The sequence below is a fragment of the Chloroherpetonaceae bacterium genome (assembly GCA_033763895.1).
GTDB lineage: Bacteria > Bacteroidota > Chlorobiia > Chlorobiales > Thermochlorobacteraceae > JANRJQ01.
The window spans coordinates 40,628-60,820 of record JANRJQ010000014.1; the positions used below are offsets into that span (position 1 = coordinate 40,628).

Annotated in this window: 15 protein-coding genes; 8 read left to right on the top strand and 7 right to left on the bottom strand. The window is 41.3% G+C overall.

The window, feature by feature from the left end; all coding sequences use genetic code 11:
• Nucleotides 1-155 precede the first annotated feature (155 nt).
• The 4 genes from lepA (at nt 156) to SFU91_13815 (ending at nt 5,244) form a co-directional block, all read left to right on the top strand.
• Entirely contained in the window at nt 156-2,000 is a 1,845-nt protein-coding gene (lepA, locus tag SFU91_13800) for a translation elongation factor 4 (GenBank protein ID MDX2130103.1), read from the top strand.
• A 9-nt stretch (nt 2,001-2,009) separates the two neighbouring features.
• Entirely contained in the window at nt 2,010-2,876 is an 867-nt protein-coding gene (lepB, locus tag SFU91_13805) for a signal peptidase I (GenBank protein ID MDX2130104.1), read from the top strand.
• Nucleotides 2,877-2,893: 17 nt separating this feature from the next.
• Entirely contained in the window at nt 2,894-3,799 is a 906-nt protein-coding gene (gene lepB, locus SFU91_13810; GenBank protein ID MDX2130105.1) for a signal peptidase I, read from the top strand.
• 113 nt (nt 3,800-3,912) lie between these two features.
• Nucleotides 3,913-5,244 (top strand): hypothetical protein, encoded by a 1,332-nt coding sequence (locus SFU91_13815; GenBank protein MDX2130106.1) that lies wholly within the window; start codon nt 3,913-3,915, stop codon nt 5,242-5,244.
• 84 nt (nt 5,245-5,328) lie between these two features.
• Here SFU91_13815 and SFU91_13820 read toward each other — a convergent pair whose 3' ends face one another.
• From SFU91_13820 to SFU91_13830, 3 genes are all read right to left on the bottom strand, one after another.
• Nucleotides 5,329-6,204, bottom strand: coding sequence for an ABC transporter permease (locus tag SFU91_13820; protein MDX2130107.1), 876 nt, complete (start codon nt 6,202-6,204; stop codon nt 5,329-5,331).
• Nucleotides 6,205-6,392: 188 nt separating this feature from the next.
• Nucleotides 6,393-7,256: a hypothetical protein gene (locus SFU91_13825; GenBank protein ID MDX2130108.1), complete on the bottom strand. Its 864-nt coding sequence runs from the start codon at nt 7,254-7,256 to the stop codon at nt 6,393-6,395.
• A gap of 98 nt (nt 7,257-7,354) precedes the next feature.
• Nucleotides 7,355-8,131 (bottom strand): DUF4397 domain-containing protein, encoded by a 777-nt coding sequence (locus tag SFU91_13830; GenBank protein ID MDX2130109.1) that lies wholly within the window; start codon nt 8,129-8,131, stop codon nt 7,355-7,357.
• Nucleotides 8,132-8,317: 186 nt separating this feature from the next.
• Between SFU91_13830 and SFU91_13835 the strand changes: the two genes are divergently transcribed.
• Nucleotides 8,318-10,129: an ABC transporter transmembrane domain-containing protein gene (locus tag SFU91_13835; GenBank protein ID MDX2130110.1), complete on the top strand. Its 1,812-nt coding sequence runs from the start codon at nt 8,318-8,320 to the stop codon at nt 10,127-10,129.
• Nucleotides 10,130-10,207: 78 nt separating this feature from the next.
• On the opposite strand, the gene SFU91_13840 is transcribed toward SFU91_13835, so the two are convergent.
• Nucleotides 10,208-12,688, bottom strand: coding sequence for a T9SS type A sorting domain-containing protein (locus SFU91_13840; protein ID MDX2130111.1), 2,481 nt, complete (start codon nt 12,686-12,688; stop codon nt 10,208-10,210).
• Between the two features lie 150 nt (nt 12,689-12,838).
• Entirely contained in the window at nt 12,839-14,767 is a 1,929-nt protein-coding gene (acs, locus tag SFU91_13845; GenBank protein MDX2130112.1) for an acetate--CoA ligase, read from the bottom strand.
• Between the two features lie 318 nt (nt 14,768-15,085).
• Here acs and hisD point away from each other — a divergent pair, with 318 nt between their 5' ends.
• Genes hisD through SFU91_13860 form a run of 3 tightly spaced genes read left to right on the top strand, consistent with a single transcriptional unit; the run spans nt 15,086 to nt 18,806 of the window.
• Nucleotides 15,086-16,444, top strand: a complete 1,359-nt coding sequence (gene hisD / locus SFU91_13850) for a histidinol dehydrogenase (GenBank protein MDX2130113.1) — start codon at nt 15,086-15,088, stop codon at nt 16,442-16,444.
• Entirely contained in the window at nt 16,441-17,631 is a 1,191-nt protein-coding gene (locus SFU91_13855) for an anhydro-N-acetylmuramic acid kinase (GenBank protein MDX2130114.1), read from the top strand. Before hisD ends, SFU91_13855 begins: the two co-directional genes overlap by 4 nt.
• Entirely contained in the window at nt 17,628-18,806 is a 1,179-nt protein-coding gene (locus SFU91_13860; GenBank protein MDX2130115.1) for a hypothetical protein, read from the top strand. The genes SFU91_13855 and SFU91_13860 overlap by 4 nt, the downstream gene beginning before the upstream one ends.
• A 38-nt stretch (nt 18,807-18,844) precedes the next feature.
• Here the strand turns inward: SFU91_13860 and SFU91_13865 are convergent, their stop codons facing one another.
• Both SFU91_13865 and pgeF read right to left on the bottom strand, forming a co-directional pair.
• Nucleotides 18,845-19,294, bottom strand: a complete 450-nt coding sequence (locus SFU91_13865) for a hypothetical protein (GenBank protein ID MDX2130116.1) — start codon at nt 19,292-19,294, stop codon at nt 18,845-18,847.
• Between the two features lie 89 nt (nt 19,295-19,383).
• Nucleotides 19,384-20,124, bottom strand: a complete 741-nt coding sequence (gene pgeF / locus SFU91_13870; protein ID MDX2130117.1) for a peptidoglycan editing factor PgeF — start codon at nt 20,122-20,124, stop codon at nt 19,384-19,386.
• Between the last annotated feature and the right edge of the window lie 69 nt (nt 20,125-20,193).

The window sequence follows — 20,193 nt, forward strand, 5'->3', positions numbered from 1 at the left end:
AGGTAATAAATATCTTTTCATCTTTCGCAGGAGCTGCACACCTATATTCAAGTTAATTTCAATTGAAACGGAATTGGGCACTTCCTTAAAAACTGAATTCCTTTTGAAATGGTTATATTAAAGTTTTCTCTAAGTAATTTGGCAAAGACCACACGATGGCAGAACAGCAGGCACGAGCACTGACCGGCGAAGCAATCACGCCGCAAGAACGAATTCGAAATTTTTGCATTATCGCTCATATTGACCACGGCAAATCCACCCTTGCCGATCGTCTTTTAGAAGACACAGGAACCGTCTCAAAACGGGAAATGATGAATCAACTCTTGGATGATATGGATTTGGAGCGCGAGCGCGGTATCACCATTAAGAGCCACGCGATTCAAATGCATTACAAAGCCAAAGACGGGAAGAATTACACCTTAAATTTAATCGATACGCCCGGACATGTGGATTTTACCTATGAAGTCTCCCGCTCACTGGCAGCTTGCGAAGGTGCATTATTGGTTGTTGATGCCACTCAAGGCGTTGAAGCGCAAACCATTGCCAATCTTTATTTAGCCCTCGACGCCGGTTTAGAAATTATCCCCGTCATTAATAAAATTGATTTACCTTCGGCCGATATTCCCAAAGTTTCTTCTCAAATCAGAGATTTGATTGGTGTAAATGATGATGAAATGGTTCATGCTTCCGCTAAAACAGGAATCGGAATCGAAGATATTCTTGAAGCCGTTATTGCTCGAATTCCACCTCCGGCTGCCTCGCTTCAAAAGCCTTTGCGTGCATTAATCTTTGACTCTGTATTTGACGACTACCGCGGCGCTATTGCTTATGTTCGTATTGTGGATGGAATGCTTCGTAAGGGTGAAAAAGTAAAGTTTTTTGCGAATGGCAAAGAATTTTACGCCGAAGAAATCGGAACGCTTGGGCTAAAAAAAGTCCCTACCGATTATCTCGAAGCCGGAAATGTGGGCTATCTCATTTGCTCGATTAAAGATGTGAAGGATACGAAAGTTGGCGATACCGTCACCAATGCACTTCATCCAGCTCCGGAGCCGCTAGCTGGTTATAAAGAAGTAAAACCAATGGTCTTTTCGGGCGTTTATCCGGTAAGTACAGAAGATTTTGAAGATCTTAGAGAATCGCTTGAAAAACTTTCCCTGAACGATTCTTCACTGACTTATGTCCCTGAAAGCTCCGTCGCGCTCGGTTTTGGATTTCGCTGCGGCTTTTTAGGACTCTTGCATATGGAAATTATTCAAGAGCGATTGGAACGCGAATATGGGATGAATATTATTACCACGGTTCCAAACGTTGAATATGAAGTCTATACTACCGATGGACAGCAAATTTTAGTTGATAACCCTGCCAAAATGCCGGATCCGGTTCGGATAGAGCGAATCGAAGAACCATTTATTAAAGCGCAAATTATCACCACCACAGAGTTTATTGGGAACATCATGAAACTTGCAATGGATCGTCGTGGGGAATACAAAGACACTAAATATTTGGATGAAACCCGCGCAGAGTTGCGTTTTGAATTTCCACTCTCTGAAATCATTTTTGATTTTTATGATAAGCTTAAATCCGTTTCGAAAGGCTATGCCTCAATGGATTATGATTTTCTTGGTTACCGAGAATCTGATTTGATAAAACTTGATATTTTGCTCAATGGTGAAGGGGTTGATGCGCTTTCAATGATTGTTCACCGCACAAAAAGTTATGAATGGGGTAAGAAGCTTTGTGAGAAATTGAAAGAATTGATTCCTCGTCAAATGTTTGAAGTCGCCATACAAGCCGCAATTGGCAGCCGCGTCATTGCCCGCGAAACCATTGGTGCGATGCGTAAAAACGTGCTTGCGAAGTGTTACGGCGGCGATATCTCACGCAAAAGAAAACTGATTGAGAAACAAAAAGAAGGTAAAAAGCGAATGAAGCAGGTAGGCTCGGTAGAAGTTCCGCAAGAAGCCTTTCTTGCAGTTTTAAGTATTGGAGACGATTAAAATAAACCAATGGCTAAATCCACATCAAAAAAGAAAAGTGCTGAAACCGGCACAGAAACGATTTCCCGAAACCCCACGCAACTTGCCATTTATTTGGTTAAAGAATATGGGCCTTTAGTGGTGCTTGTTCTTTTTGTAAATGTTTTTTTTGTTCAAGCCTACAGTGTGCCTACGGGTTCGATGGAAAAAACCATTTACATTGGCGACTATTTTTTTGTATCGAAACTTACTTACGGGCCACGATTACCTTTTATTGATTATCGTTTACCCGGTTTAAAGGATCCAAAAGCCGGTGATATTGTCGTTTTTGTTCAGCCGAGAACCGAGGAAAATTACATCAAGCGATGTGTTGCAGCGGCAGGTGATACCCTTGAGATTCGCAATCGAGATTTGTATTTGAATGGCGAAATCATTCCTTTGCCACCAAATGGTCAGTTTATTGGTGAATTAAGGCCACAAGGATTCTCGGACGAGGGCATTTTCCCAAAATATACCTCTTGGAACAAAGATTTTTACGGTCCGATCCGAATTCCCAAAAAAGGAGATCGTATCACGCTTACGCCTGAAAACTATAGCCTTTACAATTGGTTGATTGAGTACGACGGTCATACAACAAAATTTAACGGTGGAAATATTTTGATTGATGGTCAACCTCGCTTTGAATATACAGTTGAACAAGATTACTACTTTATGGTGGGTGATAATCGCGATAACTCCCTTGATTCACGATATTGGGGATTTGTTCCGGCTTCTCATATCGCGGGTTCACCTCTTTTTATTTATTGGTCGTGGAATCCCGACATTTCAATTCTCACTTCTCCAGTCGAAAAGTTGGCTTCGGTTCGTTGGCGAAGGTTAGGTAAGTTCTTAGAATAACCTCATGAATTTGATCATTGAACACTGAAGTAAACAATTTGGGTGAAGATTATTCCCCACCACCCGAAGTGGTGTCAAAATCAAATTCTTCATTATCATCGCTTTCATCAACTCATGCCGATCAATCTTCAATCAGAGACTGGATTGAAGCATTGGTTTTTTCTCTTCTATGCGTTTTTATTTTAAGAGTTTTTGTTGCAGAGCCTTATCATATTCCTTCTGCCTCAATGGAAGACACTTTACTACCCGGCGATTTCATTTTGGTTAATAAGTTTGTGTATGGCGCACAAATTCCTTTCAGTTCTTGGAAGTTGCCCCCCCTCCGGCAAATAAAAGTGGGCGATGTTCTCATTTTTCGATATCCACGAGATCCTTCGATAAATTTTGTCAAGCGTTGTGTTGCTTGTCCGGGCGATTGGGTTGAGATTAAAGAGCGTGAGGTATTTGTCAACAATCAATTTCAAGCTTATCCCCTTGGCTCTAAGTTTATTGGCGAAAAGCTTTCGGTTCACATGAAAGAGGAGTCGATTTTTCCTTCGAACTCAGGGTTTAATAAAGATTACTTCGGCCCTGTTTATGTCCCTAAATCTGGTGAAGAAATTTCACTTCATCCCGAAACCCTTTCATTGTATCGCTTTCTTTTGGAGTATGAAGGGCATCAGGTTTCAGTTATGGGGAACGCGGTATATTTGGATGGATTTCCCGAACCGACCTATAAGGTCAAAAATAACTATTATTTCGTGATGGGTGATAATCGCGATAACTCACGTGATTCGCGTTATTGGGGTTTTGTTCCTGAACCATATGTGAAAGGCGCGGCAATTATGGTTTTTTGGTCTTGGAATCCAGATCTAACTTTTTTTAATCCGATTGAGAAAATTAACTCCATTCGTTGGGACAGAGTTGGATTGCTCATTCATTAAGCATCAATATTATGGGTAAGCGAAAGCCCGATTAAATCCGTTCTTTGATGTATCTTTGCTATTTATGGTTACTTTTTATCGATTAATTCGGAGTGAATTCACCAAACAAGACTATGCCCAACGCTTTTTTTAAGAAGCTTTTTGCGTTGATTTTATTTACTTTTTCAATTTCAGATTCGGGTCTTGCTCAGCAAGGGTCGATTTATTCGCGTTTTGGCTTAGGCGATATTCGCTATATGCCAAATTCTCGTACCAGCGGAATGGGGTTCGCGGGTTCATCATTTGATGATTCTCTTTATATCAATCGCTTAAACCCTGCTTCATTGGCATTTATCACCTCAACCCGTTTTTCTGGCGATTTCACTTATAACGGTTACCAAGCTACAACCGGTACTTCATCTTCTTATCAAGTGATGGCGGGTTTTGAGGGTTTAGGTTTTGCAGTTCCTGTTGGCCCAGCAGCAATTTCGACAGGCTTATATCCCTATTCATCAATGTCTTACTTTTACTCTGATCGAAGAAACTTTAATCCCTTGAATCTCCCGGATAGTTCAGTCGCATATGATTATTGGGATAAAGGACGCGGCGGATTAAATCTAATACCTGTTGCTTTTGGTGTAACGGTGTTTGATAATCCTTCGATTGGGCGCGTTAATCTTGGTCTTTCATATAATTTTGTTTTTGGCTTACTTGAGCGAACGGTTGAAAATTTATTTCCCCAAACTGATGAAATCGGGATTCGAACCGGACTTTTAAATTCAAGAAGAATCAATGAAGACAGAATTAATGGGCAAACCTTCACCATAGGGTTACATGCAGTTTCTCCAACAGGTTGGTTGTCTGAAAAAGGGACTGTCCTTTTCTCATTTGCATTTACTACTGCAAGCACGATGAGTGTTCGTAACCTTCAATCGAGTGTTTATTGGCTTCCCACAAGCCCTACAAGAGGGGTTAATTCATTAACCGTTGATACCGTTTCAACCTCTGATGGGGAAATCAATTTGCCTTCATCTTTATTATTTGCATTTGGTTATAAAACAGCTCGCTTTGGAATAGGGCTTGATGCACAATTTCAAAATTGGTCTTCATTTACTTTTAGCGGTAATGATGTCTCGTATGCCAGAAATTCCTATCGAATTGGTGCGGGTATCGAGTTTTTTCCCTCGACCGAGTTTCGAAGCACGTTTTTTGAAAAAATGGCTTATCGTGCAGGCGTATTTTACAACCAGACTGAAATGGGTTTTTCGGGAGGCGCGGTAAACGAAATGGGATTCACGGCCGGTGTTTCACTTCCGTTGCAAAACGAAATATCTCGAGCTGATATCAATTTTCTATTAGGCACACGCGGGGTTGCTGAAAATGGTTTTCTTAAAGAAACCATTTTTCGAGTAACGCTTTCGCTTAACTTTGGTGAAAAGTGGTTTATTGAAAGAACTATCGAATAAATTTTTGGGGAATAAATGAAGCAGGCGAATCAAAAGATTCGCCTGCTTCATTTTAAATCATTTCGAATGTTCGATAGATTAGTTTTACCTACGAAGAAGCCTCAGTTGAGGAAGTGCAACAGCCAACAATACAAAGAGAGCTGTAACAAGTTTTAAGTCAGTTTGATTCATCCCACTAATCAGCGCGAGACCAACAAGTAGTCTAAAGATTACCGCACCAACAATGACCGACATGAGAAGGCTTCCTATACTTTTCTTTTTTATCAACCCTACAATTGCTTCACCAATAATGACACTCGCCAAGCCGTAAACAATCGTGCCAGTTCCCATATTAATATCCGAAAAGCCTTGATATTGACAAACCAAAGCCCCACAAAGCGCGATAATGGCATTGGATAACCCTATACCCACGACTTTCATGACATCGGTATTAACGCCATTTGCGGAGATCATTATTTCATTATCTCCGGTGGCTCTCATCGCAAGACCAAAGTCGGTATGGAACAACAGCATTAAAAGTCCAGCGACGGTAAAGGCAAAAAGAAAGAAATAAATGAGTGCTGGAAATGGTTTTGGAAATGGCGCAATTTGTTCAATAAAAGTTAAAACTGTTTCAGGGACATTGAGTAAGGGGATGTTTGATCGCCCCATAATCCTTAGATTAATGGAGTAAAGTGCAGTTGTAACCAAAATTCCTGAAAGCAGCCCATTAATGCGGAATTTTGTGTGAATAAATCCGGTGACTGTTCCGGCAAAAAAACCGGAAAGTATTGCCACTAAAAGAGACATATAAGGACTTACGCCTGCAACCATTAGAGCCGCGGATACGCTTGCGCCCAAGGTAAGGCTTCCATCTGCGGTAATATCGGGAAAGTTATACACCCGCATTGTAATGAACACGCCCATTGCTAAAAAACCATAGCATAGGCCTAAAGTCGTTGAACCGAGCCAAAGCTCCATTGAAAAATATTCTAAACTGTTAATTAGGTAACCCGACCTGCGGGGTGTAATGCCATTTGAAAGATAATACAAAAGCTTGGCAATACACGTTTCACTTATTTGAATTCATAACTAAAGAAACCTGTGGTTCAAGCAAAACTCCAAACTTCATATTCAGCACAAACTTCTTATTCCCCAAATCTAATCTTCTAATAAAAGGTAAATGGTGTGGACATTTTTTGCCTTTGTTTTATATCCGGTTTTGGAAAAAATTCAACCGAAAACGGAAATGAAAATTTTTTTTCGCCCATACGGAATGAGACGCGAACTTTTTGTAAATGAAGGTCAGGAAAAGGCAATTGAATTTTTCCATTAATAGAATAAGATGGCCGCAGTGTGGTTTTTCTTAGGTATGTAAAACGAACTCTTTCTCGTTCATTTTCCAAAACCATCCTTTTATTTTGAAATGAAGTTTCGTTCAACGCGCTTTCTGCTACTAATCGGCTTTGTGCCGCTTCGGATTCAATTCGTTGTAATTGGCGCGCTTTTTCTGTTTCGCGTGTTCTTTCTGCTGAAAGAGAATTTGAAATTGAACTGACTACATCCGATGTTACATAAAGCATCGAATAAAAGGAGGTACGGCTGTTTTCAGTTTTGTAAGCCGCCTCAGCGGAAGCAAATCGCAAATCATTTTCAAGAATTAATGTTTCGGGGTCATCGGCAACACTTCCTTTAGCCCAGCTGCTGTCGCTCATTTGATATTCATAAAAAAACTCTTGGGGAAGAGTAAGGATTTCTTGATTCGACATATTTATAAGTTCAACATCAAAAACACACTTCCCATTCGTTCCTCTTTCAAATGCCAGAATAATTTTAATGGTACTATCTCCCATCATTTGGAATCCTTGGCCTTGAAGCCATTTGATGTCACTCCCATTGGGTTTTAAGAGAGCGACTCTTTCGGGTGAGTAAACGGTATAGCATCCGTGAAGCAATAGGAGAAGAAAAAAGGAGATGATATGAGTTATACGGGAATTCAATGATGGTGTAAAATCGGTGTTGTGCTTAGGCATAAGAGGAAATTTTTATTTATTTAAAAATCAACCTCTTTAAAAAACAAAAGGCCTGCAAGATATGCAAGCCCTTTTGTTAACTCTTAAATAAGATAGACTTAGTCTGTTTTGTAATCATAAACCAAAACGCCGTGAGAAAGGGGTTGACCGCCGCTGAAACCGCGGGCATAAATTGTATAGGCCTTACCTGCTTCAAAATTCACATTGCCAACATTCAAAACTTGGGTAAGCGTATTGGCTTGGCGAACTACTAAATTATAAGTTCCCGGTCTAACACTCGTGTAAATCTGCTGACTTGTGGCAATCGTTCTGCTAAATGGACGGTTAACAAATAATCCTTGTGTTGCTAATGTATCTGTGCCAACTCTTGCAACTGTAACATTAGGTGCACCGGGAGCTAAATGAAAGAAGCGAACCAATGCAGTTGTATCAAGCGCAGTGGCAGATGGTAAGTTTAAATTATCAAATACAATTATCGGAGTAATTCTTCTTGTACTATCGGCATTTGCAACAGTATCGGCAGCAAACACGGTATAGTTGAAATCAAATAAGTAGTTATCTCTCGACGAAATTAAGGTGTCTCTTAATGTACTCCTAAGAGAACTCAATGCTTGCGCATTTCTATCAACAGGCACAACTTGAAGTACATTAAATCCTGCCTCAGTTGTCAGATATGGTGTCGTTCCAGTAAATGTAACACCAGACGCAATGTTTGTTCCATTAAGAAGCAAGTTAACTGCTGGTGCATTTGGGGAGGCATGAACAACGCGGATTTTTGTTTTGGTATCAAAAGAAGCTGGATCTTTTGAGCATGATGCTAAAAAGACAATCGTGAAGACGATGCTTAAGAATACCGAAAAAGTGCTTTTATTCATTGTTGTTTTATTTTATTTATGATGGTTAACATAGAAACCAACCTTATTTCTAAAGTAATTTTAGTTTCTGGCAAACAAACCGTTTTGCGCTTGTATTTGTTGAAGTAAAAAGATAATAAAAATGTTCCGTTATTTTCAAATTTCCTTTTATCAAACTGCTGATAAAGAATAAACTATTTTTCATTTATGGCCAAAAAAACAACAAGTGCCGACTTTCCAAAGACTAAAATCACAGTAGAAACCCTTACTGCCGCGAAAGAGCTTATAACTTATTTTCTTCCTTATAAATGGAAATTTATTGCCGGTTTAGGGATGCTTATTATTTCAGGTGTTGCCGGCTTAGGGTTCCCGTACATTATGGGCAGACTTGTCGATGCAGCACTTTTGGGAAAAGGGTTTTGGATTTTTCATAGCATTAACTCCCTCGCATTGGTCTTAATGGCTTCGCTAGCACTTCAAGCAATCGGATCATTTTTTCAATCACTCTGGTTTGTTGAAGTTGGAGAAAGAAGTTTGGCAGATATCCGAAAAGACAGCTACACGAAGCTCATTTCATTGCCGATGAGTTTTTTTGCTAATCGCAGAGTCGGCGAGCTCACAAGCCGCCTTACCGCAGACCTTGCTCAAATTCAAGAAACCTTTACTTGGGTATTATCTCAATTGGTTCGGCAGATGCTTTTACTTGTTGGAGGTATTGCCCTTTTGCTTGTTACATCCTTTCATTTAACCGGAGTGATGCTTTCTTCATTTCCGATACTTATTGGTGTCGCGGTTTACTTTGGTCGTAAGATTCGGCAGCTTGCCAAAAGCTCACAAGATCAACTTGCAAATACAAATGTAATCGTGGAAGAAACGCTTCAAGGCGTCATGAATGTCAAGGCATTTTCAAATGAAGGGTTTGAGGTTGGTCGTTATTCAACCAGCATTTCAGATTATGTCACAATCGCAATGAAATCGGCGCGATTTCGTGCGGGGTTAGTATCATTTATCATTTTTGGGATTCTCGGCGCTGCTGTGCTTGTAATGTGGTTTGGCGCAAATCTTGTACAAACGGGCGAAATGACTGTTGGAGACTTAACTCAATTTCTGCTTTACACTACTTTTGTGGGTGCTGCGATGGGCAGTTTTGCTGAACTCTACAGTCAAGTTCAACGGACTTTAGGCGCTACGGAACGCATTCGAGAAATATTAAAAGAATCTCCCGAGCCGATTGTGTTGTCACAACCCCCTCAAAAAGTAGCCCGTCTCAATGGCATGCTTGAATTTCAGGAGGTTCGCTTTCGTTACCCCGCAAGACCTGAGATTGAAGTACTGAAAGGCATTTCATTTACAGCAAAGGCTGGAGAGCGCATTGCATTGGTTGGCCAAAGCGGTGCAGGAAAATCAACCATTGTCTCACTCATTCTCCAATTTTATAAACCAAGTTCTGGCCAAATCCTATTTGATGGAAAGCCTGCATCTTCGTTTGAACTTTCTGAGTTACGGTCTCAAATGGCTATTGTGCCACAAGACATCGTCCTTTTTGGGGGCACTATATTTGAAAACATTGCTTATGGAAAACCCGGTGCAAGTGACATTGAGGTTAAAGAAGCCGCAGCCAAAGCGAACGCACACGAGTTTATCTCTCAGTTTCCTGAAGGCTATCAAACCGTTGTTGGGGAGCGTGGGATAAAGCTATCAGGAGGGCAACGTCAGCGTGTTGCGATTGCGCGTGCAATTCTTAAAAACCCCTCCATACTTATTTTAGATGAAGCCACAAGTTCGCTTGATTCAGAATCTGAAAAACTTGTTCAAGAAGCTCTTGATGCGTTAATGAATAATCGGACTTCGATTGTTATTGCTCACCGGCTTTCAACCATTCGAAATGCCGATCGTATTATCGTGATGAAAGAAGGGATGGCTGTGGAAGCGGGTACACATGAAGAATTAATTCAAAAACCAAACGGGATGTATCGAACACTTTCCGAACTTCAATTTGAGGCATCACTTGGGGAATAATTTTATTCTCATAAAAATCAAAAGCCCTCTTCAAATGAAGAGGGCTTTTGATTTGATTTATTGATGCCCACTTTTCCTTTATTTCACCAGAAGCATTTTTTTAACTGATGATTGTGAGCCCGTCGATAAACGGTAAAAATATACCCCGCTTGAAATGTTTGATGCATTGAATGCAACTTCATATCGACCCGGTGATTGTCGATTATTGACCAAAGTGGCAACTTCTCTCCCTAAAACATCATATACTTTTAGGCTGACATTTTCGGTTGAAGCCAGTTGGTAGCGAATTGTTGTTGAAGGATTAAACGGATTCGGGTAATTTTGATCCAGTAAAAATTGATCGACTTTTCTTTGATTTCGAGAAGTTGTTAAAGCGGGTTCAGAATCATCAGCAACGGCAAAGAGTCCCGGCGTTCTCATCCCAACTGCTGTGAGATACCCTTTGCTTCGAATGGTATTAACAGGTGTCCAAATCTTTTCTGTGGAATCATAGGCGATAATTAGCAATCTTTCGGGGTTCGCCACTTCCTTTAACATTTCAATTTTGATAGAAAGCCCAAATGTCACTTCATAGTTCGCTTTTGAATCAAAAGACAAATTCCACGCAAGGTCTGGATAGATTTTTCTGGGTTCAATTTCATTTCCATTTGCAAATGCTTTTCCTTTAATGTCTCTTGAAATAACTGGAATAGTTATCAGCTTTTCTACATTTATTGTTCCAATATTTTCGCTTTTACTTTCTTGAATCATTAGGTTGAAGTCCTCTTCAGGATAATTGAAAAGGCCCGTTAATGAATCTATTTGAAGATTTTTCCCTGATTGCGACCACACATCGTAAACCCTCGCCAGATGGAAGAAAACAGAAGCGAGCTCAAGGTCTGAAAGTGAACGGTTGTATAGCAATACATCACCAAGAAGGCCTTTGAAAACGGAATTATTCCCGCGAGCCAAGTAAGTATTATTGTAGTTGCTTGTGCTCAAATCAATTGAGGGTTCTTGTAAACATAGCCTGCCATTGGCGAAAATTTCTCCTGTTGTTTCCTTCTCTGATGCCGTTTGACGGAACGCAACGATACTAATCTCGCGACTTACAAATTCGAAATTAGGTGCAACATGTTTTACCGATTCAGAACCGTCGAATGTCGATCGAAAAATTTCTACCTTAAATAATTTTGACCCTTCCTCTCGGCCAAAGTCAAGGGTTGATTCAAAGTTCGATAAACCCATAATAGGAGATGAGCTATTGATAAAGTTTAAGTCAGGTGCCACCACAGAAAAAAATGTAAGCCCGCTCTTGGCTTGAAATTGAACTTTTGAAGGGGCACGGTAAGCGAATTGGCTTTCAGTAAAGTCAATGAGTTGTCCGGGCTGATTTTGTTGTTTTCCTTCAAGTCTTGCCGGTTGTGCGTTATTTGTAAACCGCAAGTCGTTCATTTCAAGGGATGCATTATTGCCATTGCCCGAGAGATCATACCAGAAGTAATACTGAAGGGCAGAATTTGAAACAAGCCCGTAGGAGGGAAGATAGTAAGCAGAAAGGCCCGAGAGAGGAACAGGGGCGTGAATCATTGCGAAAGGGCTTCTTGTGTGAAACTCGTTGCTGCTTGCTGAAAAATAAAAGAATAACGATTGATAAAACGGAATCTGATCAATTACTTTTCCAAATATGAATGGCTCTTTGGTACTAAAAATTTCTGGATTTAAATCAATCACGTTTTCAAACTTAAAGGTCGGGCTTGTTAGTAATTGAAAGGTCTGTGGCAGTTGCCCTGTTGGAGAAATAGAAGTATTTGCTTGAGCAAAATTTGTATTCAAGCTATCTGAGAATGGATTTGATAAAGTTGGTTGTGTTCCATAAAATCGATAACAGGTTTGGCGAGGAATCTCTGCAAACTCGTTTTTAAAAACATCGTTGTAAATCGGTTTCGCGGTTTCGGTTATCACCGTCATGAAAGACTTCGCCTCTGAGAGACCAACCAATACGCCGCTTTCTTGCGGCTGAATATTGTCGCCATATCGATATTCAATTCGATTTTCATTTTCATAAAGCAAAACTTGAAATCGTGAATATGGACGTGATTCGCTATTTGGGAGTCTTACTTTCCACTCGATGACACAGATGCCATTTCCTCTTGAGCCCTTATAAAAATGGCCAACATATCCTTCGCTTGAAGTAATAAAATTTGAAAGCAAGGGAGCGAGAAGAAATCGATTTGAGGGTGCTTTAAACTCATTTTTCAATACAGATCCAATTTCTATTGGCTGTTCTCCAAACCCTAAAGAGCCACCGGTTGAAATTGAAATTTTGGAAAAAATGACGCCTGCGTAGGTGAACGAGAATCCTATATCAATGTTTGAAACAACCTTTTCGTCTGCACCCGATTGAATATCCAGAATAAAATCAACGGTATCCTCAAGTGCAATATTATTGGCTTTGATTAATGGATAGGATTGTGGTGTGATTTGTGCATTTGCAGTTTCTATTGAAAACAAAATTACAATCGTGAGTAATACTGCTTTCAATTCAAATTCAAATTTACTGATTTGACGCTGTTTCATAGAAAACCGAAGATTCTTTTGATAGGAAAAATATTTTAAAGCTATACTGAAAATTGAAACTTTGAAATGACCTTCCTCACCCACATTGACCGGTGTAAAAAAAAAAGAAGCCCTTTCAGACTTCTTTTTTTTTGAGAATAAATCGATTGGTTATTCTTCTTCGCCCTGACGAAGCTTCTCTAAGATTGAAAAATCTTCGAGGGTTGTGGTATCGCCTTTGATTTCGGAGCCTGAAGCAAGTTCGCGCAAAAGGCGACGCATAATTTTGCCGCTTCTTGTTTTTGGCAATCCGGCAGCAAAGCGTATTTCATCGGGCTTCGCGATAGAGCCAATCTCTTTCGCCACATGCTCGCGCAAGTTTTCTTTAACGGCTTGATCGCCTATAAAGCCTTCTTTCAAGGTTACAAAAGCAATAAGGGCGTTACCTTTCATTTCATCTGGGCGAGAGACAACGGCTGCTTCTGCAACAGAAGAATGCGCAACTAATGCGCTTTCTACTTCACTTGTTCCAAGTCGATGCCCCGAAACATTGACCACATCATCGACACGCCCCATTATCCAAATGTATCCGTCGCTATCTTTTCGTGCGCCATCGCCGGTGAAATACATACCTTCAATTTCAGACCAATACGTTTTTTCGTAACGGGTGTTATCGCCATAAATGGTTCGAAGCATTGAAGGCCAAGGCTTTTTTACAACCAAGTACCCGCCTTCATTGGCTTTACAAGGCGTTCCATCTTTTCGAACTACATCAACGGCAATGCCGGGCAATGGCCGTGTCGCGGTGCCCGGTTTAGTGGGTGTTGCTCCGGGAAGCGGAGAGACCATAATTCCACCGGTTTCGGTTTGCCACCACGTGTCAACAATCGGGCAGCGTTTTCCGCCTACAACGGTGTGATACCACATCCACGCTTCAGGATTGATGGGTTCGCCCACGGTTCCTAAAAGGCGAAGTGTAGAAAGATTTCTTTTTGTCACCCACTCATCACCTGCCTTAATAAATGAGCGAATGGCTGTTGGCGCTGTGTAGAGAATGGTCACTTTGTGGCGCTCAATCATTTCCCAAACTCTGCCCCAATTGGGGAAGTTTACAGCGCCTTCGTACATCAAGACCGTTGCGCCATTGATGAGTGGACCATAAGTAATGTAGCTGTGACCTGTAATCCATCCGACATCTGCCGTGCACCAATACACATCTTCATCACGTATATCAAAGACGAGCTTATGAGAATTTCCGGCATGAACCATATAGCCTCCGGTGGTATGCAAAATCCCTTTTGGTTTTCCGGTTGAGCCACTGGTGTAGAGAATAAAGAGCGGATCTTCTGCATTCATGTGTTCGGCCTCGTGGTGCTCGCTTGCAAGGCTCATGAGATCGTGCCAAAGATGATCTCGCCCTTCGACTAAAGTTGGAACACTTTGCCCGCGTTGAAAGACAATGACATTTTCGACACTTGGCGTATTAACCAATGCCTCGTCAACGGTTTGTTTTAGGTTTAAGGTGGATCCACGTCGAAATACGGAGTCAGAACAGACCACCATTTTGGCTTCGGCATCATTGATGCGGTCGGCTAAGGCTTGCGCCGAGAAACCGCCAAATACGATGTTATGAACTGCCCCTATTCGTGCGCAGCCAAGCGCAGCAATGACAAGTTCAGGTGACATCCCCATATAAATCGCCACGCGATCACCCTTTTCGACGCCACGTCTTTTAAGGGCATTTGCAAATTTACAGACTTCACGGTGCAATTGGAGGTAAGTGAATGTGCGTACCTCTCCAGTTTCCGATTCCCAAATAATCGCCGCTTTATTTTTTCGAAAACTATTTAAATGACGATCAAGGGCATTGTAACAGATATTTGTCGTACCGCCAACAAACCACTTGGCATAAGGGGTTTTCCATTCCAACACTTTATTCCATTTCCGAAACCAATGAAATCCGGAAGCCACTTTTGCCCAATAGGCTTCGGGATTTTTTTCCGCAGATTTATACAAGGCTTCATACTCAGCCATCGATTTGATATAGGCAGCTTTTGAAAAAGACGCGTTTGGCTTTATTACACGCTTTTCAACCAGCATAGAGCTTATCGAAACTTCACTGTTTTTTTCACCTGTCTTCACAGGCTCTTTTGTTTTCTTATTAACTTTAGAACTGCTTGTTTTTTTTGCAAGTGGCTTTGGCGGCGTCTTTTTTACTGCTTTACTTGCCGATGGTTTCGCTTTACCGCTTGAGGCTGTTTTTTTGGATGGTTTTTTTTCAGGCATAAATGTATTCCATTTAGTTAATTGGTTATTCAGGTTTCCCTTAAAAGTTGTTTAAATGTTTTGCTGAAAGAAAAAATCAAACGATGGAACCTTTGTTTGAGGTTCATGAATAAGTTCAAACATACATCACGAATGAGAAAAATTTCAAACAAAAATCGATTAAGATTGATTCTTCATAAAGATTCCCCAAATGCGATTCACGCCTTTCTGAACCGAGCGACTCCCTATGATGAGAATACCGAGAAACTTGTTAAAGACATCTTACATTCCGTAAGGCTCAATGGTGATCAAGCTGTACGGGACTTTACAAAAAAATTTGACGGTGCAAATATTCGAGATTTTAGGGTAAGTGAACGTGCCATAAACGCAGCTTATCGTAGCGCGAATAAATTATTTCTCTCAATTTTGGAGGAAGCGGCTGCGAATATCGAGAGGTTTCACAAAAATGAACTTGAGAAAAGTTTTTTTTATGATGATGGCGATGGGGTGATGCTTGGTCAAAAAATCTCTCCGATTGAGCGTGCGTTGCTTTATGCGCCGGGTGGCAAGGCAAGCTACCCGTCCTCGGTTCTCATGAATGCTATTCCTGCTAAGGTTGCGGGCGTTGAGGAGATATACCTCACTTCCCCTTGTAATGCAACTGGCGAATTAAAATCTGAAATTCTTTTGGCGGCAACAGTTGCAGGTATTAAGAATGTGTACCGCATTGGTGGCGCTCAAGCAATCGCCGCGTTTGCCTTTGGAACAGAAACCTTGCCAAAGGTTGATAAAATTACAGGGCCGGGGAATCGGTTTGTTGCCTTGGCAAAGCGTTTCGTTTTTGGAACCGTTGGGATTGATAGCATTGCAGGGCCTTCGGAAATTACCATCATTGCTGATGAAACAGCTGAACCCGAAGAAGTGGTAATGGATTTATTCTCACAAGCCGAGCACGATACCGATGCCTCAGCCGTTTTGATTACACCTTCAAAGAAGTTGGCGTACACTGTTCAAAAATTAGTCGAAACGCTGTTGCCCAAAATGCCTCGCGCTGATGTCATTTCAGAAGCCATTAATAAGCACTCTGCCATTATTCTCACCGAGTCGATTGAAGATGCGGTTATAATCTCAAATCAATTGGCTCCGGAGCATTTAGAAATTCAAACGCATGACCCTTGGGCACTCTTGCCGTTCATCAAACATGCCGGGGCTGTTTTTTTAGGCAGAGCTTCAAGTGAACCTGTGGGCGATTACTTTGCAGGACCGAATCATACACTCCCAACCAGCGGCACGGCCCGTTTCTTCTCTGCCCTTTCAGTACGCGATTTTCAGAAGCGTACTTCTATCATTGCATATACAAATAAGCGCTTGGAAAGAACCGGTCCGCTGATTGCCGAATTTGCTGAACGTGAAGGGCTTTTTGCACATGCCGGCGCGATTCGCGCACGCTTGAAGAAAACCGGTTCTGCTTCTTCAAGTGAGAAGAATAAGGCTAAAGGAAAGCGCGCATGATTTCAATTAAACCGACTCGCAGCAAGCGTCTTGGGCTTGGACTCCTGTCAGGCACTTCGCTTGACGGGATTGATGCCGGTCTTTTTGAAATTAATGGTAACACCGATTCTCCTTCAATTTCGACAAAAGCATTTCGCGTTTTTCCTTTTTCGAAATCACTTCATTCCTCAATTCTCAAGAATCTCAATCCCGAATCCGCCAAATTGAATGAGCTATCGGAATTGAACATAGCTATTGCCAATGCATTTGCCGATGCGTCATTGAAGCTTTTGAAAAAAGAACGACTGCCCGCAACTTCTGTTGATTTTATTGGCTCTCACGGGCAAACTTTTTGGCATGATCCAAAGGGAGGTACACTGAAAACCCGCTCGACTTTTCAACTCGGGGATGGCTCAGTTATTGCTTCTAGAACAGGGATTCTGACAGTTTCTGACTTTCGAACGGCAGAACTTGCTTTCGGCTCTGAAGGCGCGCCACTCGTGCCGTTTCTTGATTTTGCGCTTTACAGGCATCAAACGGAGAATCGGGTTTTAATAAATATTGGCGGGATATCGAATGTCACTTTTTTGCCTAGAAAAACTTCAAGGATAGAGCCGATTTACTTTGATGCAGGGCCGGGGAATGTCTTGATTGATAAGGCCGCGAGGTTACATTTTGGCGTCCCCTTTGACAGCTCCGGAAAATTTGCCAAGAACGGAAAGGCAAACCAATTATTACTTAAAGAATTTTTAAAAGAACCTTTTTATAAAAAGCGCCCTCCGAAATCTACCGGGAGAGAACTATTTTCTGATGGTTACTTTGAAAGACTTACCACTCGAATGAATGAGGAGGGCTTAAGTAAAGCAAATCATTTGGCGACACTCACAATGCTTACAGTATCAACACTTGCAGCACAAATCAAGCGATTTATTTTGAAGCGTTTGACAGGTGAGCCGCTTCATTTGATTTCTATTGGTGGGGGAGGTGCCAAAAATACTTTTATGATGGAGTTGCTTCGGGGGCATTTTCCAAACACGCGTCTTGTTTTACAGCAAGAATTGGCGATGAATTGCGGTGGAGTTTTAGAGGCAAAAGCAAAAGAAGCTGCCCTTTTTGCTTTGCTTGCGGATGCCGCACTTTCGGGAATTAGTGCTTCAATGAAAACACCTGCAATTTTGGGAAAAATCTCTTTACCTCCCGTCAAATGAAGCCTCTTTTCGTGCGTCTCGTTTCTCTCTCTTTGCTTGCTGCGATTAATTCTCTGTTCATTTATAAATATTCTGCTCGACTTACATCCTTATTTTTGCCAATTTCACTCTTGTCATTCGTTTTATTTATTGGTTTCTATTGGTGGTTGCTTAATAGAACCGTAAAACAGGATGCTTTAAAGTCTTATCTGATGTTGGCGCTTATCGCTTTGATGTCCATACCGCTATTGATTTTAAATCCAGTGCTTGAATTGAAGGTTGACCGATGGATGATGATTCAAACATTTTGGGATAACTTTTTTTCGGGAAGTTACCCTTACGCTCCGCGTTATACTTTTTACAATCAAAATGTGCCTGCACCGTTACCCTATTATTTTCTTTTCACCTTTCCCTTTTATCTCGTTCGTGAAATCAGTCTTGTTACTCTTTTCACGCTTTTGTTGGTTGTGTTTTTGTATCAGCGAGCAACAGATAGGAAAATTCATCTTAATCGTGATATAAAGCCACAGGCATATTTTCATGCAACGATGTTTTTACTTTTTCTTATTGTGATGCCAGCATTTTGGTGGGAAGTGACAACCCGCAGCGCTTTACTTTTCAATTCGCTTTTAATTCTCACCTTTATTTGTTATTGGCTTAATGATGCATTGCTCTTGCAAAGAGGATCATTATGGATTTATGCAGTTGGGTTTGGAATGCTTTGTGGGACGAGGAGCGTGATGGCTTTACCGCTTTTTATTTGTTTGGTTTATGCCGTGAGGGAATCGGGGCAAGTTCGTATTTATGCCGGATTCTTATTTGTTGCCGCGATCGTGTTCATTTTGCCTTTTGCATTGCTTTATGCGTTCGACCCTATTCTATTTTTTCAGTATAATCCTTTGATTTCACAATCGCTTGTACTGCCATATCAGTGGTCTGTGTGGTTGATCATTTTTTGTTTTTTTCTTTTGATTTTTACGACATCATTTGATCGGGTGATTTTTTTTTCAGGGTTGATTTTATTTGCGGGAGCTTTTCTATCGTTGGGATATTTTTCGAGTCAATCGGGGTGGAACGCCGCCGTATTTGGAAGTTTGTGTGATATCTCTTACTTCATTCTCTCGATTCCATTTTTCATTGCGTCGATATATCGTGAATTGGATAAAAGGGAGTCACGCTCCCTTTTATCACAATGATGAAAGATTTGCAGCCAAGACCACCTGTTCGTTTTTGATTACAGTGAAAAATCAATACCAATAAAACCGCGATACCAACCGTCTCCTCCTTTTAAAAATACGGCAAGATTGCGTGAAAAAAAGTAACGCGCTCCACCTTGTAAGCCCAATGATGATGCACCATCAGTGACAGCTAACCCTAAGCCTACAAATAAGTCGAGTTGAGGTATTGATTGGATATCGAAATGATAGCTTCCGTGGGCTCCGAGCCAAATGTTGCTTCCACCGCTCACAAAATTGATACCTCCCATTACACCGACACCAATATAACCGATGCCGAGTTTGGGTGTCACGCCCCATTCCAATTGTCCGCCCAATGGAAATACTTTGTCACTCGTTCCCAGACCAATGCCCGCACCAGCCAAAAAAGTGTTCTGTCGAAATTGCGCGTTCGACTCCGCCGCAGTAAAAGCAATTAAAAGTGTGATGATAAAGAGAATTTTTTTCATCGTTGTGTATTTAAGATTTTAAGAGTGTCATAATTAGAAAAATAATTATGAAGTTAATGTGATTCAGATAAGCTTTTGTTTCTATTTTTTTACTTTAACCCAATGACAGCAAGCATTCTTCCCGTGATACCGCCGCTTTTTCGATGCGAAAAAAATCGGTCTGGAGAGCTGGCCGTGCACTCAGTTGAGATTTCCACTTTATCCCTTTTCACCCCATTCTCTTCCGCTTCTTTTGCCAACGCTGATTTTAAGTCAAGTAGAAATTTCCCTTGAATTTTAGATTCCCTGCTGAAGAGTGGGTCAAAGGCTTCGGCGACTTCCTCGCCGACTTCAAATTTTTCACTCCCGATACATGCTCCGATAAACATCAAGATATCAGCAGGATTAGAACCGTATTGTGCGTGTAAGGCGATAATCGTTTTGCTCAGAATTTTATCTTTTGCACCGCGCCACCCGGCATGAACGGCTGCAATCACTTGTTTTTTCGGGTCGTGCAGAAGGATTGGGGCACAGTCAGCAATCGAAACACCAATCAAAATTCCGGTTTGGTTTGTCATAAGTGCGTCAAATCCGTCATAAATTCCGGGCATTTCAACTTTCAAAATGCTGCTCCCGTGGATTTGTCTTGAAAGGGCAACCTGCGATAAACGATAACCCAAGTGCGAAAAAAAACGATGCCTATTTTGATCGACATTTTCCGGGTTGTCGTTTGTGGAATTGCCCAAATTCAGTGAATCATAAGGCACAGGGCTGATACCGCCTTCGCGTGTACTTTGAGCGGCGATAAGGTTAAGATAGGGGTGAAAGATTTCAGGTCTGATTGGATTCATTTTTTTCATATTGATTTCATCTCCTAAGTTATTGAAGAAGTCGGGTCTTTCAGTTCGAAATATTTCCTC

Bases quoted from the DNA above. Each gene is read 5' to 3' on its own strand.
- acs (MDX2130112.1), bottom strand. From the start codon at position 14,767: ATGCTGGTTGAAAAGCGTGTAATAAAGCCAAACGCGTCTTTTTCAAAA.
- SFU91_13860 (MDX2130115.1), top strand. From the start codon at position 17,628: ATGAAGCCTCTTTTCGTGCGTCTCGTTTCTCTCTCTTTGCTTGCTGCG.
- SFU91_13835 (MDX2130110.1), top strand. From the start codon at position 8,318: ATGGCCAAAAAAACAACAAGTGCCGACTTTCCAAAGACTAAAATCACA.
- SFU91_13840 (MDX2130111.1), bottom strand. From the start codon at position 12,688: ATGAAACAGCGTCAAATCAGTAAATTTGAATTTGAATTGAAAGCAGTA.
- lepA (MDX2130103.1), top strand. From the start codon at position 156: ATGGCAGAACAGCAGGCACGAGCACTGACCGGCGAAGCAATCACGCCG.
- SFU91_13820 (MDX2130107.1), bottom strand. From the start codon at position 6,204: ATGGAGCTTTGGCTCGGTTCAACGACTTTAGGCCTATGCTATGGTTTT.
- pgeF (MDX2130117.1), bottom strand. From the start codon at position 20,124: ATGAATCCAATCAGACCTGAAATCTTTCACCCCTATCTTAACCTTATC.
- SFU91_13825 (MDX2130108.1), bottom strand. From the start codon at position 7,256: ATGCCTAAGCACAACACCGATTTTACACCATCATTGAATTCCCGTATA.
- hisD (MDX2130113.1), top strand. From the start codon at position 15,086: ATGAGAAAAATTTCAAACAAAAATCGATTAAGATTGATTCTTCATAAA.
- SFU91_13830 (MDX2130109.1), bottom strand. From the start codon at position 8,131: ATGAATAAAAGCACTTTTTCGGTATTCTTAAGCATCGTCTTCACGATT.
- lepB (MDX2130104.1), top strand. From the start codon at position 2,010: ATGGCTAAATCCACATCAAAAAAGAAAAGTGCTGAAACCGGCACAGAA.
- SFU91_13865 (MDX2130116.1), bottom strand. From the start codon at position 19,294: ATGAAAAAAATTCTCTTTATCATCACACTTTTAATTGCTTTTACTGCG.
- SFU91_13815 (MDX2130106.1), top strand. From the start codon at position 3,913: ATGCCCAACGCTTTTTTTAAGAAGCTTTTTGCGTTGATTTTATTTACT.
- SFU91_13855 (MDX2130114.1), top strand. From the start codon at position 16,441: ATGATTTCAATTAAACCGACTCGCAGCAAGCGTCTTGGGCTTGGACTC.